24 protein-coding genes are annotated in these 26836 nt (G+C 49.3%); 15 read left to right on the forward strand and 9 right to left on the reverse strand.

The window, feature by feature from the left end:
• The 3 genes from B880_RS0106965 to B880_RS0106975 are packed head-to-tail and all read left to right on the forward strand — an operon-like array spanning position 1 to position 2089.
• Positions 1-615, forward strand: a complete 615-nt coding sequence (locus B880_RS0106965) for a hypothetical protein (protein WP_017346669.1) — start codon at positions 1-3, stop codon at positions 613-615.
• A gap of 56 nt (positions 616-671) precedes the next feature.
• Positions 672-1472 (forward strand): IclR family transcriptional regulator, encoded by an 801-nt coding sequence (locus B880_RS0106970; RefSeq protein WP_017346670.1) that lies wholly within the window; start codon positions 672-674, stop codon positions 1470-1472.
• Positions 1469-2089 (forward strand): helix-turn-helix domain-containing protein, encoded by a 621-nt coding sequence (locus tag B880_RS0106975; RefSeq protein WP_017346671.1) that lies wholly within the window; start codon positions 1469-1471, stop codon positions 2087-2089. The genes B880_RS0106970 and B880_RS0106975 overlap by 4 nt, the downstream gene beginning before the upstream one ends.
• Before the next feature lie 111 nt (positions 2090-2200).
• Here the strand turns inward: B880_RS0106975 and B880_RS0106980 are convergent, their stop codons facing one another.
• Together B880_RS0106980 and B880_RS0106985 are read right to left on the reverse strand one after the other, a co-directional pair.
• The gene (locus B880_RS0106980) at positions 2201-2485 is read right to left on the reverse strand and encodes a DUF1330 domain-containing protein (RefSeq protein WP_017346672.1); all 285 of its coding nucleotides are present in this window, start codon (positions 2483-2485) and stop codon (positions 2201-2203) included.
• On the reverse strand, positions 2486-3166 hold the full coding sequence (locus tag B880_RS0106985) for a GntR family transcriptional regulator (protein ID WP_017346673.1): 681 nt from the start codon (positions 3164-3166) through the stop codon (positions 2486-2488).
• 425 nt (positions 3167-3591) lie between these two features.
• Here B880_RS0106985 and B880_RS0106990 point away from each other — a divergent pair, with 425 nt between their 5' ends.
• The 6 genes from B880_RS0106990 (at position 3592) to B880_RS0107015 (ending at position 9579) form a co-directional block, all read left to right on the forward strand.
• The gene (locus tag B880_RS0106990; RefSeq protein WP_017346674.1) at positions 3592-4194 is read left to right on the forward strand and encodes an amino acid synthesis family protein; all 603 of its coding nucleotides are present in this window, start codon (positions 3592-3594) and stop codon (positions 4192-4194) included.
• Positions 4166-4993: an alpha/beta fold hydrolase gene (locus tag B880_RS0106995; protein WP_017346675.1), complete on the forward strand. Its 828-nt coding sequence runs from the start codon at positions 4166-4168 to the stop codon at positions 4991-4993. Before B880_RS0106990 ends, B880_RS0106995 begins: the two co-directional genes overlap by 29 nt.
• Before the next feature lie 3 nt (positions 4994-4996).
• The gene (locus tag B880_RS24815) at positions 4997-5500 is read left to right on the forward strand and encodes a flavin reductase family protein (protein ID WP_017346676.1); all 504 of its coding nucleotides are present in this window, start codon (positions 4997-4999) and stop codon (positions 5498-5500) included.
• Positions 5497-6534 (forward strand): LLM class flavin-dependent oxidoreductase, encoded by a 1038-nt coding sequence (locus tag B880_RS0107005; protein ID WP_017346677.1) that lies wholly within the window; start codon positions 5497-5499, stop codon positions 6532-6534. The genes B880_RS24815 and B880_RS0107005 overlap by 4 nt, the downstream gene beginning before the upstream one ends.
• 11 nt (positions 6535-6545) lie before the next feature.
• Positions 6546-8012 carry an aldehyde dehydrogenase gene (locus B880_RS0107010; RefSeq protein ID WP_017346678.1) on the forward strand — a complete coding sequence of 489 codons (1467 nt, stop codon included), beginning with the start codon at positions 6546-6548 and terminating at the stop codon, positions 8010-8012.
• A gap of 166 nt (positions 8013-8178) precedes the next feature.
• Positions 8179-9579 carry a purine-cytosine permease family protein gene (locus B880_RS0107015; RefSeq protein WP_017346679.1) on the forward strand — a complete coding sequence of 467 codons (1401 nt, stop codon included), beginning with the start codon at positions 8179-8181 and terminating at the stop codon, positions 9577-9579.
• A gap of 149 nt (positions 9580-9728) precedes the next feature.
• Here B880_RS0107015 and B880_RS0107020 read toward each other — a convergent pair whose 3' ends face one another.
• The 4 genes from B880_RS0107020 to B880_RS0107035 are packed head-to-tail and all read right to left on the reverse strand — an operon-like array spanning position 9729 to position 11944.
• A complete protein-coding gene (locus tag B880_RS0107020) occupies positions 9729-10052 on the reverse strand; it encodes an AzlD domain-containing protein (RefSeq protein ID WP_017346680.1) in 324 nt (107 codons plus the stop codon).
• On the reverse strand, positions 10031-10735 hold the full coding sequence (locus B880_RS0107025) for an AzlC family ABC transporter permease (RefSeq protein WP_017346681.1): 705 nt from the start codon (positions 10733-10735) through the stop codon (positions 10031-10033). The genes B880_RS0107020 and B880_RS0107025 overlap by 22 nt, the downstream gene beginning before the upstream one ends.
• Complete coding sequence (locus B880_RS0107030) at positions 10732-11214, reverse strand: GNAT family N-acetyltransferase (RefSeq protein WP_017346682.1); 483 nt, start codon at positions 11212-11214, stop codon at positions 10732-10734. The genes B880_RS0107025 and B880_RS0107030 overlap by 4 nt, the downstream gene beginning before the upstream one ends.
• On the reverse strand, positions 11198-11944 hold the full coding sequence (locus tag B880_RS0107035; RefSeq protein ID WP_017346683.1) for a 2OG-Fe dioxygenase family protein: 747 nt from the start codon (positions 11942-11944) through the stop codon (positions 11198-11200). The genes B880_RS0107030 and B880_RS0107035 overlap by 17 nt, the downstream gene beginning before the upstream one ends.
• A 231-nt stretch (positions 11945-12175) precedes the next feature.
• On the opposite strand from B880_RS0107035, the gene B880_RS0107040 reads away from it, so the two are divergent.
• The 6 genes from B880_RS0107040 to B880_RS0107065 all read left to right on the forward strand — a co-directional run bounded on the left by B880_RS0107040 (position 12176) and on the right by B880_RS0107065 (position 23638).
• Positions 12176-13036, forward strand: a complete 861-nt coding sequence (locus tag B880_RS0107040) for a LysR family transcriptional regulator (RefSeq protein WP_017346684.1) — start codon at positions 12176-12178, stop codon at positions 13034-13036.
• 168 nt (positions 13037-13204) lie between these two features.
• A complete protein-coding gene (locus tag B880_RS0107045; RefSeq protein WP_157060522.1) occupies positions 13205-16873 on the forward strand; it encodes a hypothetical protein in 3669 nt (1222 codons plus the stop codon).
• Positions 16874-16995: 122 nt separating this feature from the next.
• Complete coding sequence (locus B880_RS0107050) at positions 16996-20793, forward strand: hypothetical protein (RefSeq protein WP_157060523.1); 3798 nt, start codon at positions 16996-16998, stop codon at positions 20791-20793.
• 274 nt (positions 20794-21067) lie between these two features.
• Positions 21068-21964 (forward strand): ABC transporter substrate-binding protein, encoded by an 897-nt coding sequence (locus tag B880_RS0107055; protein ID WP_017346687.1) that lies wholly within the window; start codon positions 21068-21070, stop codon positions 21962-21964.
• Positions 21961-22884, forward strand: coding sequence for an amino acid ABC transporter permease (locus B880_RS24820; protein WP_017346688.1), 924 nt, complete (start codon positions 21961-21963; stop codon positions 22882-22884). The genes B880_RS0107055 and B880_RS24820 overlap by 4 nt, the downstream gene beginning before the upstream one ends.
• Complete coding sequence (locus tag B880_RS0107065) at positions 22877-23638, forward strand: amino acid ABC transporter ATP-binding protein (protein WP_017346689.1); 762 nt, start codon at positions 22877-22879, stop codon at positions 23636-23638. The genes B880_RS24820 and B880_RS0107065 overlap by 8 nt, the downstream gene beginning before the upstream one ends.
• A 37-nt stretch (positions 23639-23675) precedes the next feature.
• Here the strand turns inward: B880_RS0107065 and B880_RS0107070 are convergent, their stop codons facing one another.
• The 3 genes from B880_RS0107070 to B880_RS0107080 are packed head-to-tail and all read right to left on the reverse strand — an operon-like array spanning position 23676 to position 26674.
• Positions 23676-24992: an MmgE/PrpD family protein gene (locus B880_RS0107070; RefSeq protein WP_017346690.1), complete on the reverse strand. Its 1317-nt coding sequence runs from the start codon at positions 24990-24992 to the stop codon at positions 23676-23678.
• Positions 24989-26128, reverse strand: coding sequence for an amidohydrolase (locus tag B880_RS0107075; RefSeq protein WP_017346691.1), 1140 nt, complete (start codon positions 26126-26128; stop codon positions 24989-24991). Before B880_RS0107075 ends, B880_RS0107070 begins: the two co-directional genes overlap by 4 nt.
• Before the next feature lie 3 nt (positions 26129-26131).
• Complete coding sequence (locus B880_RS0107080) at positions 26132-26674, reverse strand: GNAT family N-acetyltransferase (protein WP_017346692.1); 543 nt, start codon at positions 26672-26674, stop codon at positions 26132-26134.
• Positions 26675-26836: the final 162 nt, after the last annotated feature.

Consider the following 26836-nt stretch of genomic DNA (forward strand, 5'->3'; position numbering starts at 1 on the left):
ATGCAAAATCCAGGCTATAAGGTGACAACGTCACCACTGGCGCATCTCACCGCTGGCCTCAAACCGGTTTCAACCACCTCGGGCGTTGCGCTTCAGGATGCTTCATTACAGGCGCGGGTGGGTTTTCGCGGCCGTCAGGCTGCGGGTTGGCTGGAGCTGCACGGCTACCAGGTGCCGGTTCGGGCCAACCAAGCCACCTTGCAGAAAGATGGCTCGCTGGTAGTGCGCCTTTCGGCCAGTGAGTTTATGCTACTGGCGGATTCCGCCGCGTCTCAACAATCTGTGCAGCAACTGGAAGCAGGCTGGCAACTCAGTGACATCGCCTGCTATCTGCTACCGCGTCAGGATACCCATGCCTGGCTGCGGTTGCGCGGTCCGGACATCGCCGCGATGATGGCAAAACTGTGCGCCGTAGACCTGTCAGCAGCGGCATTTCCAGCAGGAGCCGTGGCACAAACCTCGGTAGCGCGGGCTAACAGCATCGTAGTTAATGCAACAAAACCGGGCGAGAGTGCTGAATTCTGGCTGTTAATTGACAGCAGTCTGGCGGCCTGGTTCTGGGAAGCCTGCGGTGATGCCATGACCGAATTTGCGGGGCAATATTTGCCACAGTGACAACACATGGCCGTGTTGCGCTCAGGCTGGCACGGCCACCAACATGACGAACCCTGATGTCAGTCTCCTTAATCGAAAATGACTACACTGTACCTGCGTTGTTTCGCGGCTTAACCATTCTGGAAATGTTCAACAGCCGCGAACGCATTCTTACCGTGCAGGATTTCGCCGATCATCTTGGCGTATCGACTTCTGCTATCTACCGCATTGTGACCACCCTGACCGAGATGAATTATCTGGAAAAGGTGGCGAAAAATACCTATCAGCTCGGGCCACAGGTCATCTCCAACGGATTCAGCTACCTTGCCAGCCGCGATATCGTGGATATTGCGATGCCGCACCTGAACGATCTGCGTAATACCGTTTCAATGTCCTGTCACCTGACAATTCGCGAAGGCTGCGATGCGGTCTACATTTACCGCTCTTTTGCCTCGCAGCGGCTGTCAGTCAATGTTCCACCTGGTACGCGAATTCCCTGCCACTGTAGTGCCGTAGGGCGCGTGTTGCTGACCGGCTTAACCGAAACGGAACTAGAACAGCTTTATCAGCATGTTCGACTGGATGGTTATGCCAGTGACGCACCGCGTACGTTACCTGAGCTGAAGCAGACAATTGCTGCCGATTATCAACAGGGCTGGGTAGAACATCGCTCTGATTATGCGACGGCTATTGCTACTGCGCTGCGCGACCATCACAATCATGTTGTCGCGGCAATTAATGTGTCTGGCCCTGATGCGGTGATGATGGATGAGCGGCAAAAAGAGAGCGTGCGTGAAGCGTTACTCTCTACCGCACAGCGTATTTCGTTTGAATTGGGTAACTTACGTAAGATGACGGAGAAAATCAGGATCCGATGACCAAACCGACGAGCCTACACACGCTGGAGAGCAAACTCAGTCTTGAGCAGCACATTGCGCGTTCGCTGAAACAACGCCGTATCTCACAAGGCGTAAAAATTTCCGACGTTGCGCGTATCGCGGGCGTCAGTGTGGGCATGGTCAGTAAGGTAGAAAATGCTCAGGTCTCGACCAGCCTCGATATTCTCAGTCGATTGTGTGACGCGATTGGACTGCCGGTGTCTAAATTATTCAGTGATTACGATATCGCCAAGCGCGGTGCTCAACTCATCAAAGCGGGTGAAGGGATGGAAGTGGTGCGCACCGGAACCAATGTGGGCCACTCGTATCACTTACTCAGTTATGCTCAGGGACCGGTGAAGTTGTATGAGCCGTTCTTAGTCACCATGGATGATGCAGCCGAAGAGTTCCCGAATTTTTGTCACGCAGGCCACGAATTCCTTTATCTACTGGAGGGGGAATTGGTCTATCGACACGGCGAACGTTTGTATCCCATGTCCCCCGGTGACAGCCTTTCATTCGATGCGGGCGTTCCCCATGGCCCGGAGAAATTAATATCCGTTCCGATTCGCCTACTCTCTGTCATCCATTACGATGACCAGGAAGAATCTCGCTAAATTGGTCTTGCCTCTTTATATTCCAATCACAACATTCATCCCTGAATCTTTATTTTTCTGGCAGATTAATTATTTCAATAATCATAAGTAAATATTATTCTGCGGCCTGTTTTACAGGCCGTCGACGATGGTGATCATGGCATCTGCCACGTCTAATCGCGCTTGTTTAGCCCGTTGGTAGGCGGGAGAGTGATAGCAATCAAGGGCTGACTGGTAGTCATCAAACTCAATCAGTACATGTTTTACGAACGCACTTCCCTCCAGTGAAGTGGCTTTTTCTCCACGGGCTAAAAAACGCGCGTTAAACTGTTTAAATGCCTCCGGGGCGAGCGACATATAATCCTGGTAACGCACAGGGTCTTTTACCGTGACGTGTGCAATCCAATAAGCAGCCATTTATTTCTCCTCACTTAATAATATTGTTTTAGCCAACATTGCGGCTTCGGTTAAATGCTGTTTTACCGCTTCTTTCGCTAATTCAGGATTACCATTTTCAATGGCAGAATAAATACGCGACATACGTTCAAAACCCGCCACCTGACGTTCATGGCTGCGCAACGTCAGTGCGCGCAGGCGGCTAATCCGGCTATTGAGACGCTGGACGATTTCCCAGGCGATGGTATGGCGGGAAATGCGGAAAATGGCTTCGTAAAAATCCTGTGAAGCTTCAACGCGTTCAATGTCATCTTGCTGCTGTGAGGCCCGGCCAATACGCTGTAGCTTCTTGTGCAGGGCCTGTTTCTCCTTGCTGGTGGCAAGGCGGGCACAGTCATAAGCCGCTTCCTGCTCAAGCAACAGACGGATATCGTAAATTTGCTCGGCGGTTTCCCATGTCAGCAGGGCGACCATCGGCCCTTTCTTCGCCTGGTTCTCAATCAATCCTTCCGCTTCCAGGTAGCGAATCACTTCGCGCACCACGGTACGACTGACCCCTAATTCTTCGCTTAACGTACGTTCAATCAGACGATCGCCCGCTTTAAAATAACCAGAAATGATCGCCTGGCGTACTTTATTCAGCGCCAGCTCGCGCAGTGTAATCGGTGCATTTTCTATTTTTAATGAAGGTTTGGTGACCATCTTATTCTCTTTTTCCAGGCCGCAGAGCGGCAGAGTGAAATATTCAATCAGGTAGTATTAGCACTATCCCATCCGAAAAGGCAACGTATTGCGCTGTCGTGACTGAGGCAGTAAAAAAGCTAAATTAGCGCTGGCTCACAAATCCTTGATGTCATCATTCGCGGGCAATGATTTTCTTAACTCATTGATTATAGCTGGTTTAAGCCACATTGCGACTCGCGATAAAGACGGCTTTGTGTCGACCTCTGCTCTGCTAAAACCCCCTTATTTTTCAAGCCTTTCTGGTTCTATACCACATACAGCATACCGGATTATAAGAACACCATATGATGGTATACCAAGTTTTGACATACCATAAATTCCGATGTTATATCCCAACACGCAGTCAGGATTAACAAATCATTCACACATCATGAGAGGCGCACATGCACCCGGATATTCGTAAAACGCTGGTTACTACTGAAACGCTGTACGTTGATGGCGGTAAAGCCGCAACCCAACCCCTGATCATGATTGCTGCTGCGGCAGTGATTAAAAACCCGTGGGCAGGTGCTGGTTTTGTGGAAGATCTGGCACCTAAGATTCGTGAAGTTGCTCCGGTGTTGGGTGAATTACTGACCAGCTTGATCATTAAAGAGGCGGGGAGCGGTGAACGCGTGCAGGCGTTTGGTAAAAGTGCCGTCGTCGGGATGGACGGTGAGCTGGAACATGCTTCCGCACTGATTCACACCCTGCACTTTGGTAACCATTATCGCAGTGCCGTACAGGGGAAAAGCTATCTTGCGTTTAACAACACCCGTGGCCCAGCGAATGCACCGGTGCTGATCCCAATGATGGGCAAAAACGACGAAGGGAGTCGTGAACATTACCTCACCATGCAATTTAGCATCAGCGATGCCCCTGCCAGCGACGAAATCCTGGTGGCTCTGGGCGCGGCTCTGGGTGGACGCCCACATCACCGTATCGGCAACCGTTATCTTGATCTGAAAGAGTTGGGCCATGATGCGAAAAATCCAGCAGCTGTCTGAATTTAATCTGCGCGTCAGTTATCGGGAAGCCGGGCAGGGAGTGCCGTTGGTACTGGTGCATGGCGTAGGCATGAATGCCGATGCCTGGCAGCCGCAAATTGAGGTGCTAAGCCGCAATTTTCGTGTGATTGCGGTGGATATGCCAGGGCATGGCGAAAGTGAAGGATTCACGCATTCGGCAACTTTAAGCGACTACGTACACTGGCTGGCGGCGTTTCTGCGCACCCAGCCGGAGAGGCAGTTTGCCGTGGCGGGCCACTCTATGGGGGCATTGATTACCGCAGGGATTGCCATTGAGCACCCTGACCTTATCGCTCAAGCGATTGTCATGAGCGGGGTATTCAAACGCAATGATGCAGCCCGCACCGCCGTATTACAGCGTGCGCAGGCATTAGCCAGTGGAGAGGCACAGCTCGATTCACCGCTGGGTCGCTGGTTTGATGATGTGCCGGAGCAGCAGCAGTTACGTCAGCAGGTGGGTGAGTGGCTGACACAGGTAAACACCCAAGGCTATGCACGGGCTTACCAGGCGTTTGCGGAAGGCGATCGCTGTTATGCCGACCGTTGGAGTGAAATCCGCTGCCCGGTGCTGGTGATGACCGGTGAGCTGGATGCCAACTCCAGCCCGCAGATGGCCAGCCAAATGGCGCAGGCGGCACCGCAGGGCCAGTTAGTCGTAATAGGTAACGCAAAACACATGTTAAATCTGACAGACGCAGAACGGGTTAATGAAGAGTTCCTGCTGTTTCTCAAACCGGTACATGCCGCTGTCAGTGACCAACAACCCGTTGAGGAGTAACCGATGGACGCAGAAAAACGTAAAGCACTACGTAACGCTTTTGGTACTTTCATGACCGGCGTAACGGTAGTCACTACACTGGATAGCGCAGGTATCCCGCAAGGGTTCACTGCAAACTCTTTCTCTTCTGTATCGCTCGACCCGGCGTTGTTGCTGGTTAGCATTGATAAGCGTTCTGCTAATTTTGCCACCTTTACCGAGAGTCGCCATTTTGCCATTAACGTATTAAGCGCAGGACAGCAGGAAACGTCGAATATTTTTGCGCAAAAAATACCTGACCGTTTCTCTCTGGTGGATTGGGTAGAAGCGGACTCTGGCGTGCCGTTGTTGGCGGGAAGTTCAGCCTGGTTCGAATGTGAGTTATGGCAGGTTGTTGACGCGGGCGATCATGCGATTCTGATCGGCAAAGTGGTTGAGTTTGAATCTCAAGGCAGCGCGGGTCTGGGCTACTATCGCGGCGCATACTTCACGGCACACCATCATATGGCTCAGGGAGTAACGGCATGAAACTCTCGCTATTCATTCATATGGAGCGCATTTCAGCGGACGAACCGCAGGAACAGCTCTATCAGGAGATGATGAGCCTGTGTGAAATCGCCGATCAGGGTGGATTACACGCTATCTGGACCGGTGAGCACCACGGCATGAACTTCACCATGGCGCCCAATCCCTTTATTAACCTGGTGGATATTGCGCATCGGACGAAAAATGTCAGGCTTGGTACCGGCACGGTGATTGCGCCTTTTAGTCATCCGATCAAGCTGGCAGGTGAAGCCGCCATGACCGACCTGGTCACCGGCGGTCGCCTCGAACTCGGCATTGCGCGCGGTGCATACTCGTATGAATACGAGCGGTTGATGCCGGGCCTCACGGCATGGGAAGCCGGGCAGCGTATGCGTGAGCTGGTGCCTGCGGTAAAAGCCTTATGGCAGGGAGACTATGCGCATCAGGGTGAATTCTGGCAATTCCCGGCCACCACCTGTACGCCACAACCGAAACAGCAGCCACATCCGCCCATTTGGGTTGCCGCACGCGATCCCAACAGCCATGAGTTTGCCGTGAAAAATGGCTGCAACGTCCAGGTTACGCCTTTGCATCAGGGCGAAGAGGAGATTGAACGCCTCGTCACCTGTTTCAAACAGGCGTGTCATGAGTACAAACCAGAGCAGCCGTTGAAAATCATGCTGCTGCAACATGGCTATGTTGCGGAAGATGACGCCGATGCCGATCGGGCTGCGGTCGAGCTTAATCGTTTCTATAACTACTTTGGTGCCTGGTTTAAAAATGAGCGTCCGGTTTCTCAGGGGCTGATTGCGCCACTGAGTGAGGAAGAGATTGCCGCCAACACCTACTACTCGGCAGAGATCATGCGCCGTAATCTGGCGATTGGCAGTGCTGAAGAAGTGATCTCCCGCCTGAAACGCTATGAAGCCCTCGGCTATGATGAGTTTTCTTTGTGGATCGACAGCGGTATGAGCTTTGCGCGCAAAAAGGCCTCGCTGCAACGTTTCATCGAACGGGTACTGCCTGCGTTTCAGTGAAGGAGTGATTGATGGAATCGTTTAAGCTTTATATTAACGGTGAATTCACCGAGGGGTCTGCCTGTTTTAACAGCCTGAATCCCGCCACGGCGCAACCCTGGGCAGTGATTGCGGAAGCGCGTGAACCGGAAGTGAATGCCGCCGTTGAGGCTGCCGCCAGCGCATTTCAGTCTGGCCCCTGGCCCGCGATGACCGCCAGCGGTCGTGGTAAGTTGTTACTGCGTCTGGCCGATCTGATTACGCGTGATGCCGATCGCCTCGCCCGGCTGGAAACGCTGGATACGGGTAAAATCATTCGTGAAACCCGTTCACAAATTGCCTATGTCGCTGAGTACTACCGCTTCTATGCCGGTCTTGCCGACAAAATGGACGGACGCACGCTTAGCATTGATAAAGCGGATATGGAAACCTGGACCCGGCGCGAGCCAGTAGGGGTGGTCGCCGCGATTGTGCCGTGGAATAGCCAACTGTTTCTCTCGGCGGTCAAACTGGGCCCGGCACTGGCAGCGGGCTGTACCGTGGTCGTGAAAGCAGCAGAAACCGCACCGGCACCTTTGCTGGCGCTGGCAGAGCTGTTTCACGAAGCGGGCTTCCCGGCGGGGGTGTGCAACTTTATCACCGGTTTTGCGGCGGCATGTGGTACGCCATTGACGCAGCATAAACAGGTGAATCACATTGCCTTTACCGGTGGCCCGGCGACTGCGCAACACATTGTGCGTAACAGCGCTGAGAACCTGGCGCGTACCTCGCTAGAGCTGGGCGGTAAATCACCGTTTATTGTGTTTGAAGATGCCGATCTTGAAAGTGCCGCAAATGCGCAAGTTGCCGCCATTTTTGCTGCTTCAGGCCAGAGTTGCGTGGCGGGTTCGCGTTTGCTGGTGGCTGAGCGTGTAAAAGCGGCATTTATCCAGAAGCTGGTGGAAAAAGTGGCACCCATTGTGATTGGTTGTCCGCAACAGCAGGAAACCCAGTTTGGTCCGTTATGTACCGAACGGCAGAAAACCTTTATTCAGCAAACCGTTGAACGCTCGCTACAGCAGGGCGCTCACCTGGTCACCGGCCATTATAAAATTGAAGGTGACGGCTATTACTATCCGCCGACCATTCTGGATTGCAGTGACAGCCCAGCCGCGGACAGCGTGATGCAGGAGCTGTTTGGCCCGGTGCTGTCAGTGATCAGTTTCCGCGATGAAGCTGAAGCTATCGCGCTGGCGAATAATACCGAATATGGACTGGCAGCCGGCGTCTTCACGCAAAATCTGACGCGTGCGCACCGCATAACCCGGCAACTCCGTTGCGGCGTTGTGTGGTTAAACACCTACCGTGCGGTATCGCCACTGGCCCCCTTTGGTGGACATGGCCTTTCGGGGTCGGGCCGTGAAGGCGGCGTTGACGCGGCTCTGGAATACACCACAACGAAAACGGTGTGGCTGCGCACCAGCGATGAACCTATCGACGATCCCTTCGTCATGCGATAACACCCGTAGTAACCGGTAACTGCTATTCAGCGTTACCGGTGGAATTTTGTTACCAGGAACAGACCGCCAGACTCGCTACCAGAGAAGACAAAATAACTTTTGTCTGGATGGCTGTGCATTTTATACAGAGGTTTCTATTAATTAAATATTCAACCCGGAGGCTAAAGTGAATAGCGAGCCATTAAAAAGCAGTTTTATAGAAAATAAATCCGTGGATTATGTACCAGAATCAGAGCGCCATGGGCGGTCACGTAGTTTATTTACCCTGTGGTTTTGCACCAATATTGCACCGTTAGCCGTAGTCAGTGGTGCAATTGCTACGCAGCATTTCCATTTAAATATTCTCTCGGCATTGACGGCAATTATTGCAGGGCATGTTTTCGGCGGTATTTTTCTTGGTCTGACCTCAGCGCAAGGCCCGCAGGTCGGGATACCGCAGATGGTGCAGAGCAGGGCGCAGTTTGGTCGTTATGGCTCGCTACTGGTGATCGCTTTTACTTCTGTGATTTACCTGGGTTTTTTTATTTCGAATATCTCTCTGTCCGGCAAGGTGATTAATAATGTGATACCGGCCATTCCGGTACATTCTGCCACTATTGTGGGCGCAGTGCTGGCCACATTAATTGGTGTCGTGGGTTATCATTTTATCCATCGCATCAATAAAGTAGGTGCCTGGGTGATGGGCGGCGCACTGGTTGCCGGGCTCATCATGATGCTCTCACATCCTTTACCGGCTGATTTTTGGCAGCGTGGCCAGTTTACTTTCGCAGGCTGGTTCGCCACGTTTTGTATTGGTGCCGTCTGGCAAATAAGCTTTTCGCCTTATACCTCAGATTATTCTCGCTATCTTCCTGCCAGCGTTGGCGTAATGAGACCCTTCTTAGCCACCTGGCTGGGCGCTTGCTGTGGCACGATTCTGGCCTTTGTGTTCGGAATGCTGGCTGTGAATCTTGTACCTCAAGGCACCGATGCCATGATGGCGGTGCGGCAAGCAACGGGCTGGCTGGGGCCGGTACTGATGGTGCTGTTCCTGATCAATATCATTTGCCACAACTCGATGAATTTATACGGTGCGGTGCTATCACTGATCACCGCTGTGCAAACATTTTTACCGGTGTGGCATCCGCGTGCACTGATCAGGATTATCGTTTCAGGTGCGGTCCTGATTGGTTCAATTCTGGTGGCGCTGGCCGCCGCGGATAATTTTGTCACTTTCTTCATCAACCTGATTCTGGCGCTGATTTCAGTGTTAATCCCGTGGTGTGTGATTAACTTGATGGACTTCTACTATCTGAACCAGCAGCGCTATGACGTAACGGCAATTTTCCGTGCTGATGGCGGCCGTTACGGCTTGCTCAACGGCAAAACGTTGCTGGTTTATTTTATTGGTATCGTGGTGCAGATCCCGTTTGTTGAGAATGCCTTCTTTGCCGGGCCTTGGGCGAAACTCGTTCCGGGCGCTGACGTATCATGGATTATCAGCCTGGTGGTGACCTGTGTGATTTTTCCGTTGGTTCAGCGCAAAAACGAAGCCATAGTGATTGGACGCGAGCGGAGTAAAGCCTGACTTAAATCGCCCCGTAAAAGGATGACGGGGTTTTATTCCGGGCAAAAAAAACCCGCCGAAGCGGGGGTCACATTCGTGACAACACCAGGGAAACTGTATCTGTCTGTTATAGCGACTTCTGTACTAGTGCGTTTCAGTTTCTGTGCTATTCATAAGAAAAATTTTTGAATGACAATGTGTGCAATCACCCCACCGATAACGCTGTAAATCAGATTTCGTGTCCGCCAGGCGATAAACGCGACTGGAATAGCTGCTAAGGCATCCGCGTTGAGCAAGCCATTGAACTGACCCGCTGGGGCAATAACTGCAGGCAACGTAATACTGGCAATTATCGAAACGGGAATATATTCGATCACGGCATTTAACAGACGCGCCTCTTGTGGAAGACGTATTTTAAACGGGAGGAGCCGCGTGAGGTAGGTGACTACCATCATAAAAGCCACAATCCCAATCAGGAAAATCTCTTCAGACATAATCCCACTCCACAGCCCACGGCGGTTGCGATAAACACATTCAGTGATGAGGGTATCCAGGCATTCATTAACAGGGTGGTGATTACGGCGCTGAGTGCAACACACAGTTTTTGCCCTGAGTTACACAGCGATACCAGTACAAAAATCATCATCGCGGTTAATGCGTAGTCGAGCTTAAAATCGACTAAATGCGCCAGGTATTCTGAGGCTATCGCCCCGACCAAACCGCCTGCGATCCAGAACAGATGGCACCAGGTGTTGAAACCCACCAGATAACCATATGAGGTGGTTTTTTCTGATGCAAGGCGCTGGCTGTGTAACGCGAAAGACTCATCCGTCAGACCAAAGGCATACAGTGCCTTTTGGCGCGGTAACAGCTGCATGAAATCGAGTTTTTTTGCCATATAGACCGCCATAAGAATATGGCGGGCGTTAATCAGAAATGTCGACAGAACGATAGTAATAAAGGAGCCACTGCTGCTGAGTAATGCTAATGCGGCAAACTGGGAGGAGCCACCGTAGACAAAAATACACATCGCTACGGGCAACCACAGTGGAAAGCCTGCATTCACGCACATCATGCCGAAAACAAAGGCGACAACAAAGTAGCCTGCAACCACGGGCAGGGCATCGTAAAAGCTTTCTCGCCAGGGCATACGCGGGGCGATTAACTCACTGCTCATAGATCGATCTCGCAGGTGGTTTCCCCCTGGGTCGGCGCAAATCCCTGACGATGCCAGAAATTAAGCGCTAACTGATTTCTGTCATCAATAAACAGAAACACCCGTTTTACGCCGCGCTCGCGGAAGTGCTGCAACAGTGACTGTGTCAGGGTGGTGCCAATTTTCATCTGGCGATAGCGTGGTGAAATTGCCAGATGGTTAACGGTGCCCCGTGTGCCCATAATGCCACCAATTGCCGCACCCACCAGCCTGCCGTGAGGGTCCAGGGCAATATAGCAGCAGCCCTGTTGTGACAGAATCAGCGACTCCAGCTGTTGGCGGTCTTGCCATTCACAAAAAGAGACTTCTTGAAAGAAGCGCAGAAACTGCGCTACTGATTCAGCATCTTCTACCTGAGCCTGACGAATTGTCAGGCCATTCAGTGAAGCCGTTTCCGGTGAGAGGACCGCACTAAATTGCAGGTTACTTGATAATGTCATAGTCAGTTCCCGGTCTGGAAAAAGAGATGGCAATGATCTGGCGATAACCCATTTGATCTTTCGTTGGGTTAAACGCGGTGGTGACGTAATGTAATAGTTCACGGTCGAGGAAAAATGTCGTATCTAAAATATTACGATAGGTCCCGGAGTCGATCAGTTTTTCCTCTTTGGTGAATACCTGACTCATTGCACCTTCGACATTTTCACGTCCCCAGAAATGCACGGCACTAAAAGGATAACCGTCACAGTGGATACCTTCTGGCGTAATTTCAATCTCCGCACCGGGATTAATTTCAATACGGATTTGATGGATTTGGCACTGCCATATTTTACTGTGTAGTGCTTCCGGTAATACTTCTTTATAAACCTCAAAATCCAGTTTCACCAATGCCTGTAATACTGCTGAATTAAAGATCTCGGCACTGACATCATCAAAGTGACGCTCCATACCGCCGACATAACGGTTATGTTCAGGTGACTGTTCATAGGCTCGGTGTTCAAGGCGAGTCAACGTTTCACTGGCCGGGTCGTATTCGAAGTCGCTATAGCTGCGATAGCGAGCACCGCGGTCGGCTTGCCCGTAATAGTTATCTGGCCCCATGGCCTCCCAGCTTTTCGTGAAGCGAACAAATTCACTGAAGCCGCCGGTCAACACAAAATCACTGCCGAGAACGTTAACTGCTTTATTTGCTCGCAGGGTGTGCCCTACGTTTTTATTGAGTTTTAGCATGGGGTTACCGCTTAAATATAAGGTGTAATTGCTGTGGTGAGTAAATTATCAAATGCAAAAAATATGGAAATGAAATTGTTTTTCACATGACTGAATTATAATTTCAGCCACGACAGGTGAATTATTTTTTGGTGAAGGTTATTAATAGTCGCTGTTGATTAAAAAACGCAATTGAAAATAATTATTTGCCCTGATATAAAGAGGGCTATAGCGGATAGAGGTGTAAAAGCCGTGGATATTAAAGTACTGAAAAATATATTGAAAATGGCTCAGGTGGGATCCTTAACCTGCGCGGCAGATGAGGCACATCTGACCGTACAGGCGCTGGCTGCCCAGCTGAAAAAGCTGGAAGAACACTGTGGTTTCCGCCTATTTTTACGCACCAATAAAGGGATTGCACTGACAGCAGACGGGCAGGAATTATTGCCTTTTATCATGAATGTGGTGAAAAGCTCGGACCAACTACAGCAAAAAATTCAACAGTTACGTCAGCGTGAACCGTTACCGCTACGTTTTTCATTGAACAGCACTTTCTCGCTGGACATCAATCAGAACATCATGCGTTTTATGATGAAGAAACTGGGTAATTACCGGCCCGTTTTCAGCACCTCTGAATCGCCAGATAATGTGCAAAAGATGGCGAAAGGGGAGTCTGATATCGCAGTGGTGATTGGTAACATCGTCCCTGACGGGTTTTACTGTATACCGCTGAAAGGCCTGAGTATTAAGGTGGTTGCGGCAATGGACAGTAGCCAGACAGGCCCACTAACCGCACTTATCAAGCCACTGCCAGAATGCCCCTACTTGCAAAGTTTTGAACGCTTTATCAGTGAGAGTGGCGATAAATACCCCGGTCTGATGACGCTTTACTCCGGCAGTGAAATTGTCAGCATTTCAATGCTCAAAAGCTTTGGCAGCATAGGCATCGTTTCAAGAGCCATGGCAGAGCAGAACAACCTGACGGTACTCCCTCACTTTGAAGATGTACTGAACGTTCATCTGGTAATGAATGAGCCACTGCTTGAAGAGGGTGATCTGGAGCCACTTTACAGCAACGTGGTGCATCTACCGGAAATTCAGCTGACCGCCTGACACGTCAAGACCCCCCATTCAGCCACTGAATACCATTGCGCAGTGGCTGAGATCACCCCATTAATTACAACATACCGTTAGTGGTTCGACTCATTGCGCAGCGTCCAGCACGGTGCGCTCGTTGTTGCTTACCACCCTGTACGGTGATTTTTCAAAAATGGAGTCGATATGTTTGTTAATAACAGTAGAAATTCTACAGTTGTGGCGAAGACATATTCAGATGATGCAAATGCAGCCACTGTGCAGTCATCTGCGGTTGAAGATCGCGTTGCTATTCAGCATAGGGTAGAGGGTGTTCGTTATAGTAGTGACATTATTGCCAGTCAAAGTAATCAATTAACTACTCTCTCTATATCTGATTGTTTCTTTAACAGTAAAGTGAGAGAAATCATTAAAACGGCAGTGAACTCATTGCTGACTGCCAGACATCATCTTTTTTCTGGTAAGAAAGTATATCGTCTCGCGGGACCTTTTAGCTCTATGATTCCCGGTATAAATAATGCCAGCAGTGTCATCAAAGAAGCGCTGTGTGATATTAAAAATCAGTGCATTAATTTGGCATTGAATCAGAATGACAATTTTAACTCCTCTATGTTTTCATCTGTTGAGAATAGAAATTTTTTAACACAGATCGTGCATAAAACCGCATTGAGTCAGTTTGATTTTAATCGTTCAGTTTCGGCCAGCGCAGAAGTTCATGATGGAAGTATTACCGTTTCGCTACATGGTTACGTTAAAAATGATGTCAGAGATAAATTTGTCTTTCCCCTTACACACATTGGCAACTCAATAAATACGTTGCTGCTAAATGTAAGCCAGCCTATGTTTCCCGTGAGCCGATTAACAGGCGGCCGCCTCACCGTGTGGGATGATGGAGAGTGGAGTGTTAACGATATTCTGAATGCTTATCGTGTTAAAAATGTCACAGCAAATGAAATTGGCGCAATCAATCTTTCGCTTAAAGACCTTGAGGAAAAGAAGTGGCGATATTTTCGCCAGGCTGATGGTGATCATATTGACTGCCAATGGCATTTGAGCCAGAAAGTGTTTAATCAATACTATCTTGAAAAGAATCTGGCGGAGAGTAGTGGCAACTTAACGGTATTACTTGACTCTATTCTGACACAGCATATTGCGCTCATCATGGCAGATTTAGCCGCGATTAATACAGACAGAACCTGCAGACCCGGTAGAAACATCTATCAAGCGGTTGCTGATGGATTACATCGGTATGGGGGATTGAATACCCAACTTGTAATTGGGTACGAAAAAAAGAACAGCACGCAACAACACCTTGCTCAGACGACTTTTTCCTTACCCGAGTATTTTGTAAAACCGTCTTTTTATCATTGCAACCCAGCCGACTATGCAGGCTTAAGTGGCTATCTTAGCCACATCAAACGACAAACGATGGCCTTCTATCTAAAAGAGAATGAGGTTTGTTTGAATCATGCCGTGCTGGCAAATGATACATCCACCAGAATACTGGATTTTCCCTCACACTACTCGCTTAAGCATGTCTCGATGAAAGTTTCATCGCCAGCATTAGAAAAAAATAGCTATAGTCTGGATGACAAGTACGTTAAATTCTTTAACCTTCGATCAGATAAATACCCGGAACGCTACATAGAGAGAAACTTTCCAGAGTGGAACTATATTATTTCGCAATTTATATCCACTTTTTCCACTCAATCCAGGCGAGCGCATGGACGTCTAAACGATATACCTGTTATCACACAGGCGATTAAAAAAATGAGTGATGAAAACCCCGAAAATGACGTTGCTACAGCAGTAGCAGATTTAGTGAGTGTTTATTATGATCTGCTGGCACAACAGAATGATCGGCAAGTGAGTTATTTACTCATGTCGCATATTTCTCAAGAGGAATTTTGTGCTCGTGAACTTGCTAAACATTTAAGCATTGATTCAGACCGCTGGGCTGTATTTTTGACCCACACGTTACCGATAAAAACTGAACATGATTCAATAGTGAAAAATATCTCATTTTTTGAACTGGTTTTTAATCCAGACCTCCGCTCACGTTTTAATAATCCTTCTAATCCTCTTTATGACAGGAATGAAAATGAATTGCACTGGTCTTCCCTTGGGGCGCTTCTTAGAGACGCCGGAATTGTCGATGCGCTGCCTGGAAGAAATACGACTCAAGGTTTTATTGCTATTTTTTATCCCTCGCCGCATGAAATTTCATCCAGTCGTGCCTTCGATAAAATTTTGGCGAATCCTGATGCGGCATACGCAATCTTCAATCAGCATCAGATCAAAAATCTTGTGGAAAGGTTCAGACTGATTGAAACGGAGTCCAGCATACTACGTAGTTCAAATGCATCTCAGAGCTTAAGTAAATTCATTACCGACAGTGAATTTGTCAGAGATGGCTTCCCAGTCATCAACGCACAGTTTTTGCAATCTGGCAATCATGGAGGAAGAAGCACTATTTTTCTCCGTATTGATGATTTTCTAAATAGTTCACAAAAGCAGGGTATCATCAATAAAACCGATCAGTTTAGACAAATGCTGGTCAACCGATATACGAATAATGAAGACGCGTTTTATCTTACCCAACCTGCAAACCCAGAAGGCAGGTTATGGCGGCACATTAAAGATCAGTTGCTACAGGTCGCCCGTTTCATTCCGTTCCCACCTTTGCAGGCAGCGGTTGTGTTGGATGATATTATTGAAGGTCGTGATGCTGAAACGACCACGATTGATGCTATTTTTGCATTTGTACCCTTATTGAATCAGATCAAATCGATTAAAAACATTGCCACTCTACTTCATGACGTGGCGAGTTTTGATGTGTTTGCGCATAGCATTAAAGACGCGGTTACAGCGATAAAACAGGGGAATTATCCGCAACTGGCCCTGGATACCTTTAATGCTGTGATAAACGCACGTTCTCCGCTTCACTGTGCAGGTCATATTATCGAGCCTCTGCGTGCTGAGAATGTACCAGAGATCACTGCGGCAGCCAGCAAGCATATTGTCAGTGATGCAAGGCATCCTCTGTCGGGTTTGACGCCGATTAAAATATCGGGTGAAAATTTTTATCTCTATCCCACTATTCACTCTCCGACACGCCTTTACCGCTTTGATCCCGATAACCCGTCGGTACCAAAGCCTACAACCTGGTTTGCGGCTAAGGACGCAGGTTCCTGGCGCATTACATCAGGGCTTAAAGGTGGCGGGCCGGTGCATTCTTGTTTACTCCTGCCGACAGAAGGTGATCCCTTCGCTCATTATGGCTGGGAAGACCTTATTAGTGATATTTCCACTCAACGAGTACTCGCGACGCCGCAGTTGATACAAGAGCACATTTTTGAAACGGGGGAGATAAACTGGCATGACGATGAAAAAGGATACGTTTACACCGGGATGACTTTTCGCGGCGACCGACGGGTTCCGGCAGTGGTCTTTGCCGAAGGATTTAAGCTACGCCAACCGGTTCACTCCCTGGCTGAAGTAACCGGTATGCGCGGGGGATTTGAGGGAGGGCGGGATCAACAAGATATTGATGGTAAGGGGATCTCAACCTCAGCATTTTACGATCGCGATCGTGCTGGAGCCTGGTATTACGGAGGGGACAGGGGCGGGCATACCTATGTCATTGATGGTCGCTCTCTGGAAGGCTACCATCTTTATGCCAATCGGCTTGCGGTCACAGCGCCAACGCAACGCCGTGTCTCATACCATCCCTGGGAGATTAATTACGGTGTAGATATCCCGCCCGGTTTAATCGTTGGCGCTTTCAATCGACACCATCAGTTCCGGTTCAATCCGGCCTATCTGGCCGCGCAAACTCTGGCGATTTCATCATAACAGTGTTTTGTGCATAGACTTATATTGTTCCCTGCATAGTTCATACTGCTGATGACTATATTTATTTGATATTTGTCTCGTTTATAAACGCCTGTTTGACCTTTTAAGAATATAAGGAACCAATGATGAATGTTTGGGGCGCAGTGACTTCTATTAATACTCTATCTGGTTATCTTAAAAAAGATTATCTTTCGCAATACAATAATAAAAAAACGATTGATAATGCGAGTGGTGAGATAATCCAAATTCACTCTCGTTTCAGAAGAGAGATTAATGCAATCCATAATTTAACGGGAGGAACAGGCGTGAGAGGTACAACCTCAATAGAAAAATTCTTTAATCATCAAGTGAAAGTGATTATTGAGGCTTGTTATAATTCATTACTTCATGCGCGACATCTGTTGCATGAAAAAAAAGAAACCAATCAATTGGCAGTTAAAGTTACTGACATTTTACCACAAATAAACAACCAGACAGGTAAAATAGCAGATACACTTAATTATCTTAATAAACGATGTGTTTTAATTGGCTCTGGGAATGTCAGGGATAATGTAGCATCATTACTTGAAACACAAGAGAATTATGATTTTTTAGAGAGTTTAATCAAAAGCACCCCATTGAGCAACACAGACTTTAGTAAAAGAATTGTGGTTTCTGCATCATTGAAAAATACGGGTGTCAGTGCGACATTATATGGAGTTGATCATGGTGGTGATTTGTTTAACTTTACATTCCTCTATACGGAAGAAGGCAATTCATTCAATTCCGAGCTGGTAAGAGATAGCTATGCGCTCGCGGATTTCATTTCTCTTAGCGGTGATGTTATTATTACAGATGATAATGAGGTTGGTGTTCAAAGCTTATTGTCTGCATATGGATTATCGATTCCAAAATCCATTGATATTAAATCCATAAACAAGATTTTATCCGATATTGACCTTTTGAAGTGGGATGTGTATCGCAAAGCAGAGGGTGAAAAAGCAGTTTGCCAGTGGCATTTAAGTGGTGAGGTTATTAACAGCAGATTTATAAGCAGAGATATCCCTGGTGAAGTGTTAAATAATTATGAGAACATTTGCGGTGAAATTTTGGATGACCAGCGTGACAACCTCAAAAAGCACCTTAATGGAATGGTTAACAAAAAATCACCGATGAGCTGCAAGCAGCCCTTGCAAAATTTGGCTAATAGCCTCCAGGCGTATGGTGGTATTACAACGGAAATTGTATTAGGTTTTGATGCAGAGTTTTCTCGAAGGAATATGGCGGCGAATGTGACCATCCCTACAGGGATTTATCCTCGCACAGCTAAAGGCTGGGCGATACCTACTGCTGAAAATCCTGGTGGTGGTAATGCAGATTTATCAACAGCCAATAAGCTTAATTATCATGTTGTATCATTGTTTTTTAATTCCAATCCAGGAGGGCACAGGTCTTTTAATGATTATGTTGATGAGGCTTTTAACAAAACTAAAGATTACATCACACGTGAAACATTAAGATGTTTTCCAGACGCAAATAAAATATATCATCAACTTGAATCAAATAGTTCTGTGTTGACAGCCTATAAATTAAAGCATGTCTCAACCAAGGTAAGCTATCCATCTTTGGTTAAAGCTACCTTTACATTGAGTGATGACTATGTGAAGTATTTTGATCTTCGATCGATTAAATATCCTGAGCAGTACATAAAACCTGATTATATAGAGTGGGACTTTGTGGTTGCGAAATTTTTATCTGATGTATCATCACAAGTAAAAAACAATAGATCAGAGGTTGAAAATATCACACCTTTCACTCTGGCTATCGCCAGAATGAAGCTTCACCGCCCGGAAATAACAACATCAGTCGCTATTAATAGCATAGTGACAATGTATTATGAGTTGTTAGCGCAGCAGAATGAAAGAAAAACGGGATTTTTACTCGCGCAGCAACCTTCAAAGCAAGAGTTTTTATGTAAAGCGTTACTGGAGTTTCTTAAAGCAGATGAGAGTCTTTGGGTGAAGCTGGCACGGATTAATATTGAGGTAAAATATAGTCAGTCTCAACAAACTTCAAGCATACCTTTACAAAATGTGTTTTTTGAACGGCAAATCAGAGACAGGGTGAACAATGCTCAAAACCCGATTTACGACGAAAACAACAACCAGCTTAGCTGGAGTCATATTGCTCTTATCCTTCGGCGAGAAAACATCACGCAAGCGCACAATGTGAAGGTGGTTTCGCAAGCGCTGATAAAAATATTTATTGATAACAATAAAAACACCGAGAGAAATGAACCCTTTTTTCAATTATTAAATCAGCCAGAAAGAGAATATTCACGCTGTAATCAGTTAAAAGTCATCTCTCTGACTGAAGATTTCAGAAAACTATCAATCGAATCGGCAATCCTGAGAAGTCGCGATGGTGTATTAAAAATACACAATTTGTCATGCTCAAAACAAGCGTTGGCATCAACGGAACCCGCGATTAACGAAGCGTTCTATGCTGTCCAGAATCTTACTGGTCAGGGAGCGCAGCAAATGCATATCGACTATTTTCTCAGCAAGCAAGAACAGCAGAAAATCGCCTCTGCTACATCACATTTCGAACAACTTCTCACAAACAGGTATCGCCATAAAAAACAGGCAGAGTCTGCAACGGCAAAGGTGAATGCATCCGGAACGTTATTCCATAACCTTAAGGAGCAGTTCATTCAGATTGCCCGATTTGTACCTTTTCCTCCTCTACAGGCGGTTGTGGTCTTAGATGATGTGATTGAGGGGCGCGGTGCAGAAACAACGCTGGTCGATACAATATTTGCGTTCGCTCCGATGCTGAGCCAGTTAAAGTCCATGAAAAACATTGCTGTCCTGCTGCATGATGCTGCACGCTTTGACCTTCTTCATGATGCGATCAAAGACGGTGCAGAAGCTTTAAAACGCGGTGAGTATACCCGCCTTGCGCTGGATACATTGAGTGCAGTCGCGGTTGGGAAAACACCGTTACATTGTGGAGGAGAAGTTATTAATCCGGTAGGTCTCAGCAACATTGCTAATGTAGAGTCAAAGCTACAGGACATTTCGCTGCCGGAGCCTGAACGTTATTTGTCCAGCATGGTGCCTGTCAGTATTTCAGATGAGACATTCTACGTGTATCCTGGCAACAAACCGACACAAAGACTCTATCGCTTTAACCCAGATGCACCGAGTATACCTAAACCGACGGCATGGTTTGCCGCAAAGCAGGGTGAGGAGTGGCAAGTCACCCAAGGGTTGAAAGGAGGGGGCCCTAATTATTCCTGTCTGAGAGCAGGTTGCAATCATGAACTGATGATGGCTCAACTTGAAGAGCTTGATGACCTCCTTGAAGAAATCGGCATCAAGCCGAATATTGCGTCTCCCTCCCTCATTCAGGAAAAAATCTTTGACACCGCACAGATTGAGTGGCGATCTGCCGAAAAGGGATTCGTCTACAAAGGGCTAGTTTTTCGTGGGGATACCAGAGATACAGAACAGGTTTTCGCATCCGGTTTTACCCTGCGGCAGCCCGTTGTGTCTCTGGAGGAAGTAACAGGAATGCGTGGCGGTTTTGAAGGAGGGCATGATCAGCTGGATCCTGATGGAAAAGGGATATCAACTTCTGCCTTCTATAAGCGAGATAACGCCGGTGCCTGGTTTTATGGTGGTAATAAAGCGGGATATACCTACCTTATTGACGGTCGCAGCCTGGAAGGTTATCACCTGTATGCCAACCGCAAATCTATCACTGCTCCAGCCGACCGTCAGGTTGCCTATCTTCCCTGGGAAATCAATTACGGTGAAGATATTCCCAGGCACGCTATCGTCGGGGCGTTTGATGCAAATGAGAAATTTCAACCGAACCCACATTACAATTGCGATAGCTGCATAATTGAGCCTGTTTCAGCTACAGCTGAGCGGTAAGTCCACACGGGCGATTCAGGTCCCTGATGTGCTGTTTATGTCGGCTTTGTGCCCTCTGTTAACGGCCATTAGCCTGTGTACACACAACCATTTCTGTTTTTCAGAAAAGCTTATGTGATTTTTGCATTTGTAGATAATGGCTATCATCATTGAAAATGGGAGTTTGCTCGACGGATCGCCCCGGAGAGCCATAAAAAATGATTATTTAGCCGTAACTGGCACGCTTTTCTCCTAAACAGGAGAGTATTGCAGTCTCAATCAGGAGAAATCTTTCGTGAAATTTGCTCAACGCCTGACTTTACTTGCACTGGCAGCAGTGATGACACCTGCGTTCGCTGCAGAAAATGCTGTTCCAAGTGAGAGTTCAGTGCATGTCGAAGCCGATCAGGCATTACATAAACTGTTGCCTGCGGATATCCTCAAACGCGGCTATATCGTTGCCGGTACTAACCCGAATACTCCGCCAACCACCTTCTTCAAAGAAGATAACAAGACCCTGGCAGGCCGCGAAATTGATGTGATGAATGCGGTCGGTGAGCGTTTAGGGATTGCGGTTCAGTGGCGCGATACCGGAGGCTTTGACAACATCATTCCTGGTCTGAAAACCGGCCGTTACGATGTGGCTTTATCCAATATCAATGCGACCCAGGCCCGTCTGAAGCAGGTTGACTTCGTTGGCTATTACGATGCCAGCCGTTTAGGTGTGATTGCGCAAAAGGCAGCAAATATTCCTGCGTTCAGCTCTTTCGACGCGATTTGCGGTCAGCAAATTGGTGCCGGTGCCGGTACCACTCAGGTCACTCGTCTTGAAGATGCCAGCAAAGCGTGCGAAGCCGCAGGTAAAAAACCGCTGAATATCGCGGTGTTCCCGGATCGTCCTGCGGGCGTTCAGGCGGTGGTGAGTGGCCGGGTGCCAATGTTCTTTGGTCCAATTGAAGGCTTAGCATGGCAGGCGAATCTGGTGAAATCACTGACCGTTGTGGGTGAAATTCACGTGGATGATAAGCCGGTTTCCGTTGCTTTCCCGAAAGACTCTCCGCTGGAACCTGCGGTGCAGGCTGCGCTGAACTCACTGATTAAAGATGGTAGCTATCAGAAGATTCTCGACCACTGGAACATCGGTTTTGGTGCGTTGAAATCTGCCCCACGTAATGAAGAGATGTTTCGATGAAATTTGTTCCTGAGCCTACCGACGATTTGCGCATTGTCGGTAAGCGCTACTATGGTCGTTGGCTGAGTGCCATTGTCGTACTGCTGTGTGTGGCGGCGATGGTGAATTCGATGATCAACAACCCGCGTTTTGAGTGGGGCGTGATCGCCGAAAACTTTACCGGTGCCTCGATATTGCAAGGCGTGTTAATGACCATCCAGCTCACGGTGATCTCTGTGGTGCTGGGCTTTGCCTTTGGTACGGTACTGGCGCTGATGCGTTTGTCCTCGAATCCGGTACTCTCATCGGTGAGCTGGGCCTATACGTGGTTTTTCCGTGGCGTGCCCATGCTGGTACAACTGTTCCTCTGGTACAACATCGCCGCGCTCTATCCTTCCATCTCCCTGTCACTGCCGGGATTGGGTGAAGTATGGAGTGCACAGTCAAATGCTTTGATTAGCCCGTTCAGTGCCGCTGTGATCGCATTGGTTATGCATCAGTCAGCCTATGCGGCGGAGATTGTCCGTGCGGGTATCCAGAGCGTCAGCAACGGTCAAATCGAAGCGGCGCGTGCGCTGGGGTATCGTCCGGCACAGATTTTCCGCTTTACCGTACTGCCTCAGGCCATGCGCGCCATTTTGCCACCTGCTGGTAATGAAGTGATCGGCCAGCTGAAAACCACTGCGGTGGTTTCGGTGATCTCCTTGCAGGACGTGCTGTTTTCGGCACAGATTATTTATCAGCGTACCTATGAAGTGATTCCTCTGCTGTTGGTGGCAACGTTGTGGTATCTGCTGCTGACATCGGTATTGTCAGTGGGACAGTATTGGGTGGAGCGCCATTTCTCTCGTGGTGTCACCCGTAACCCGCAAGTCAACTGGGTCGGCCGTCTGATTGCGGCTCGCCGTCGTCGCCTTGAGCAAGGAGTTGAACATGGCTGAGGCGATCACGCTGCGTAAAGTGACCAAACGTTTCTCCGGTAACACGATTCTGAATGAAGTGAGCCTCGCGATCCCGGCCGGTTCGGTTACGGTGATTCTCGGACCGTCGGGTTCGGGGAAATCAACGTTACTGCGCTGTATCAATCACCTGGAAAAGCTGGATGGCGGTACGATCCGCATCGGTGAAGAGTTGATTGGCTACCGGCAAAAAGGGCAGACGCTGCATGAGTTGAGCAGTGGTGAGATTGCGCGTCAGCGCAGCAAAATGGGCATGGTGTTCCAGCAGTTTAATCTGTTCCCGCACCGTACTGTTTTGCAAAACATCATTGATGCGCCGATGCGCCTGAAAAAGCAAAGCCGCCAACAGGCGACAGAAAAAGCGATGAGCTTATTGCAACAGGTGGGATTAGCCGGACGCGAGAATGAGTGGCCGCAAAACCTCTCTGGTGGTCAGCAACAGCGTGTCGCCATTGCGCGTGCGCTGGCGATGGACCCAGGCGTAATGTTGTTTGATGAACCCACTTCCGCGCTAGACCCTGAGCTGGTAGGTGAAGTGCTCCAGGTGATTAAACAGCTGGCCCATTCCGGGATTACCATGGTGATCGTTACACACGAGATTGGTTTTGCGCGTGAAGTAGCGGATAACCTGGTGTTCATGGAAGCGGGAAAAATCGTTGCTGCTGGCCCGACACAGGCCGTGCTGGACGATCCTGAAAATGCCCGCGTGCGTAATTTCATCGCCACGGTGTTGTAATCTGTTCACAGTGCCAGCCTCGCTGGCACTGTGATTTTCAGCGTAGTAAATCCACCAGCGCTATAAGCGCTTCATCGGTTTCTAGCCGGCATGCCTGCAATAACTGTGTAGCCTTCTCAGCTGTTTCTGACTTCACGGCCTGTTGCAACTTACCTTCGACATCCACCGGCACCGCCACAGATTGCTGACGGGTGCGACGACAAATCAGCTTCTCACCCGACTGCAATGTCACCGCCACCTCATGGAAACGCAGGGAGGGGTTAAGCGCATCAGGTGGGGCGCTCATATCCTCATGGCGATGCACTTTCCCGGCCAATGGCATCACGGCTGGATTAACGTCACCTTCGGCAAAGTCTTGCAGGCGCAGATCGTCATAGATCAACATGGCTGCAATCACATACTCCAGACTGAAACGCGCTTCAATGCCGCTGTTCGGTTTGCGCACTGATGCTGCAAGGTCTCCACCGGGTGGGAAGGTTACATCGATATGGACAATCTGTGCCAACAGGCTTTCCAGCGATTGTCCGCTGGCCAACCACTCACGGCGTAGAATGCGCGCAGCTTCTGCTGCACTGTGTGTACCGCCACAGGTGGCAAACGGCTTAAATTCCAGCCCTGGCGTTACGATGCGCCACGGGGCACCCCAGTGTTCAATAAGTTTTTCTGGCTGTTGCTGACCATTGCCGGTGGCGGCCAGAAACGCCTCAATCACCCCCTGTTTTTGTCCTTCAATACCGGCCATCACCAGTTGAGCTGAAGCTACCGCGCGTTCTGCGGCGAGTCCGGCATGCAGCGGTTTGATAGCGGAACCAAACTGGGCGCGCAAACCGCTGGCCTGAGTGGCGGCAATACCCAACAAAGAAGCAGTTTGGTCTTCTGACAGTTGCAGCAGGCGGGCTAACGCAGCGGCGGCAACAATGGTTCCCTGGCTGGCGGTATTATGATAGCCCAATGCATAGTGCTGCTGGCTGGCAGCCTGACCTAAGCGCCCGGCGACCTCAATACCAATCGCATAAGCATCCAACAGGTGTGAAACTGCTGTGCGCTGCCCATGAGCAACCATGGCAAACAGGGCGGGCAAGATCGCCACGCTAGGATGACCACGGAAATCGGCATGAAAATCATCATAGTCCAGAGCGTGACCGGCATAGCCCCACAGCAATGCGAGTGAACGGGCAGAACCATCGTGATACACGCTGCGCAATGCGGGCAGAGAGCTGTCCGGGACATGTCCACGCAGTACGGGCCAGGTCACCGCGATATAGTCGATCACGCCGCGTTGCGCATGCTGGCGTGCTTCCGCATCCGGCTCACTAAAGAGGATGCGCTTAACGAGTGCGCTAGTCAGGCTCACGGTTGTGCTCCGTCGAGTGATAACAGCGCGGCTTCTGCTAACTGCGCCAGATACTGCGCGGTTGGCCATAATACCGTGTCGTTAATACGAAATGCCGGATGATGCAGTGCGTAAGGTTCGCCAGTGCCAATCATCATAAAGGCACCTGGCAGTTTTTGCTGGTAGAAAGCAAAATCTTCGCCGATCGGGCTGGCTTCCACCACTCTTGCTTCGAATCCGCTGCGATCGGCCTGTTGCAGTGCAAAATCTGCCCAGTGGGCATCGTTGACCACCGAAGGCGGCCCGGCTTGCCAGTCAAACTCTACTTCAGCACCAAAAGCGGCGGCGATGCCCAGCACAATTTCTCGGAAACGCTTTTCAAGCAGTTCACGCGTGGTTTGTGAGAACGAACGCACCGTGCCTTCCAGCCAGGCACTGTCAGGAATAACGTTCCAGGTGCTGCCGCTGTGAATTTGTGTAATGGAAACCACCGCATTGTCCGATGACGGGGCGTTACGACTAATCAGGGTCTGCGCTGCGCTGACAATCTGAGCGGCAATCACGATCGGATCGTTACCATCATGGGGGCGTGCAGCGTGACTGCCGGTGCCTTTCACGGTAATGGTAAAGCGATCAACCGCAGCGGTCAGTGGGCCGGGTTTACTGCCGACCACGCCAGCGGGCAGGGTGGGATCGTTGTGAATGCCAAAGATGGCACGGGCATTGTCCAGCGCGCCAGTGGCGATGATGTCCGGTGCGCCTTGCCCGGTCTCTTCGGCCGCCTGGAACAGGATACGCACCGGGCCTGTCAGGTGCTGCTCGCGCTGCTTCAGCAGAATAGCGGCACCCAGAGCGGCGGAACTGTGAAAATCATGGCCGCAGGCGTGCATCACCCCAGGATTTTGCGAAACAAAGTCAACACCGGACTGCTCTTCAATCGGCAGGGCATCAATATCTGAACGTAATACCACTAATGGCCCTTGTTGCGGTCCCACCTCGGCCACCAGACCGGTCTTCAGCGGGAGATCCAGCACGCGAATGTGATAATTTTCCAGCTGTTGGCGAATGCGTGCAGTGGTTTCAAACTCCTGGTTGGAGAGTTCAGGGTGGCGATGCAGTTCGTGGCGGAAAGCGATCAGTTGTTGTTCCAGACTCATACGTCAAACTCCAGGCTGCTGAGCAGCGAGCTTTTCCCACCAGACGTCATGTTGCGACTGGTTCAGGACTTTTTTCATATACAGGGTGATGTGGCCTTTGCCAAGGTCCGTGGTATGCATGGCTTCATAACCGCGTTTCAGATACATCTCTTTCAACCACGGATGGCTGATAGCGGTGCCCAGTGAAACTGCCGGTGCTCGCAGTTGGGCAATCAGCACCTCTTGTTCCAGTCGATCCAACACCTGGCGGCCAAAGTGGTGCCCGGCATAGTCAGGATGCGCGCCGAACCAGCCAATATGCGGTAAACCAAACGGGCCTGGCAGAGGTCCCCATGGATAGCGAATGGTCACTGAGGCAACCATAACGCCATCGGCGTACAGTGCATAAACGCCGTGTGAGGCGAGATGCTGTGTCGCCTGCTCGAGTGTCGCGGTTGCGGCATCAAACTTAATTCCCAGCGCTTTAACTGGCGCATAAGCGGCGTGCATCAGGTCCAGATACGTGCGGACTTCATCACTGCGTACCTGACGAAAATCGAGTTGCATAACGTTCCCCGGAATAGTGATTTCAGGCTAAGGAAGAAAGAAGAAAAAAACCAAGGGATCAAGATTACAGGAAAGCGATTATGTTCTATATGTGAAAAACAGATAAGCAAATGCAAATATGAGATTTAGAAAGGGCGGCTTTTATCAGCGCTAAGCGGTAAA

Origin of the sequence: Pantoea sp. A4 (assembly GCF_000295955.2) — a bacterium.
Lineage (GTDB): Bacteria > Pseudomonadota > Gammaproteobacteria > Enterobacterales > Enterobacteriaceae > Pantoea > Pantoea multigeneris.

Coding starts and splice junctions, on each gene's coding strand:
- B880_RS0106965 (WP_017346669.1), top strand. CDS start 1: ATGCAAAATCCAGGCTATAAGGTGACAACGTCACCACTGGCGCATCTC.
- B880_RS0106970 (WP_017346670.1), top strand. CDS start 672: ATGTCAGTCTCCTTAATCGAAAATGACTACACTGTACCTGCGTTGTTT.
- B880_RS0106975 (WP_017346671.1), top strand. CDS start 1,469: ATGACCAAACCGACGAGCCTACACACGCTGGAGAGCAAACTCAGTCTT.
- B880_RS0106980 (WP_017346672.1), bottom strand. CDS start 2,485: ATGGCTGCTTATTGGATTGCACACGTCACGGTAAAAGACCCTGTGCGT.
- B880_RS0106985 (WP_017346673.1), bottom strand. CDS start 3,166: ATGGTCACCAAACCTTCATTAAAAATAGAAAATGCACCGATTACACTG.
- B880_RS0106990 (WP_017346674.1), top strand. CDS start 3,592: ATGCACCCGGATATTCGTAAAACGCTGGTTACTACTGAAACGCTGTAC.
- B880_RS0106995 (WP_017346675.1), top strand. CDS start 4,166: ATGATGCGAAAAATCCAGCAGCTGTCTGAATTTAATCTGCGCGTCAGT.
- B880_RS24815 (WP_017346676.1), top strand. CDS start 4,997: ATGGACGCAGAAAAACGTAAAGCACTACGTAACGCTTTTGGTACTTTC.
- B880_RS0107005 (WP_017346677.1), top strand. CDS start 5,497: ATGAAACTCTCGCTATTCATTCATATGGAGCGCATTTCAGCGGACGAA.
- B880_RS0107010 (WP_017346678.1), top strand. CDS start 6,546: ATGGAATCGTTTAAGCTTTATATTAACGGTGAATTCACCGAGGGGTCT.
- B880_RS0107020 (WP_017346680.1), bottom strand. CDS start 10,052: ATGTCTGAAGAGATTTTCCTGATTGGGATTGTGGCTTTTATGATGGTA.
- B880_RS0107025 (WP_017346681.1), bottom strand. CDS start 10,735: ATGAGCAGTGAGTTAATCGCCCCGCGTATGCCCTGGCGAGAAAGCTTT.
- B880_RS0107030 (WP_017346682.1), bottom strand. CDS start 11,214: ATGACATTATCAAGTAACCTGCAATTTAGTGCGGTCCTCTCACCGGAA.
- B880_RS0107035 (WP_017346683.1), bottom strand. CDS start 11,944: ATGCTAAAACTCAATAAAAACGTAGGGCACACCCTGCGAGCAAATAAA.
- B880_RS0107045 (WP_157060522.1), top strand. CDS start 13,205: ATGTTTGTTAATAACAGTAGAAATTCTACAGTTGTGGCGAAGACATAT.
- B880_RS0107050 (WP_157060523.1), top strand. CDS start 16,996: ATGATGAATGTTTGGGGCGCAGTGACTTCTATTAATACTCTATCTGGT.
- B880_RS24820 (WP_017346688.1), top strand. CDS start 21,961: ATGAAATTTGTTCCTGAGCCTACCGACGATTTGCGCATTGTCGGTAAG.
- B880_RS0107065 (WP_017346689.1), top strand. CDS start 22,877: ATGGCTGAGGCGATCACGCTGCGTAAAGTGACCAAACGTTTCTCCGGT.
- B880_RS0107075 (WP_017346691.1), bottom strand. CDS start 26,128: ATGAGTCTGGAACAACAACTGATCGCTTTCCGCCACGAACTGCATCGC.
- B880_RS0107080 (WP_017346692.1), bottom strand. CDS start 26,674: ATGCAACTCGATTTTCGTCAGGTACGCAGTGATGAAGTCCGCACGTAT.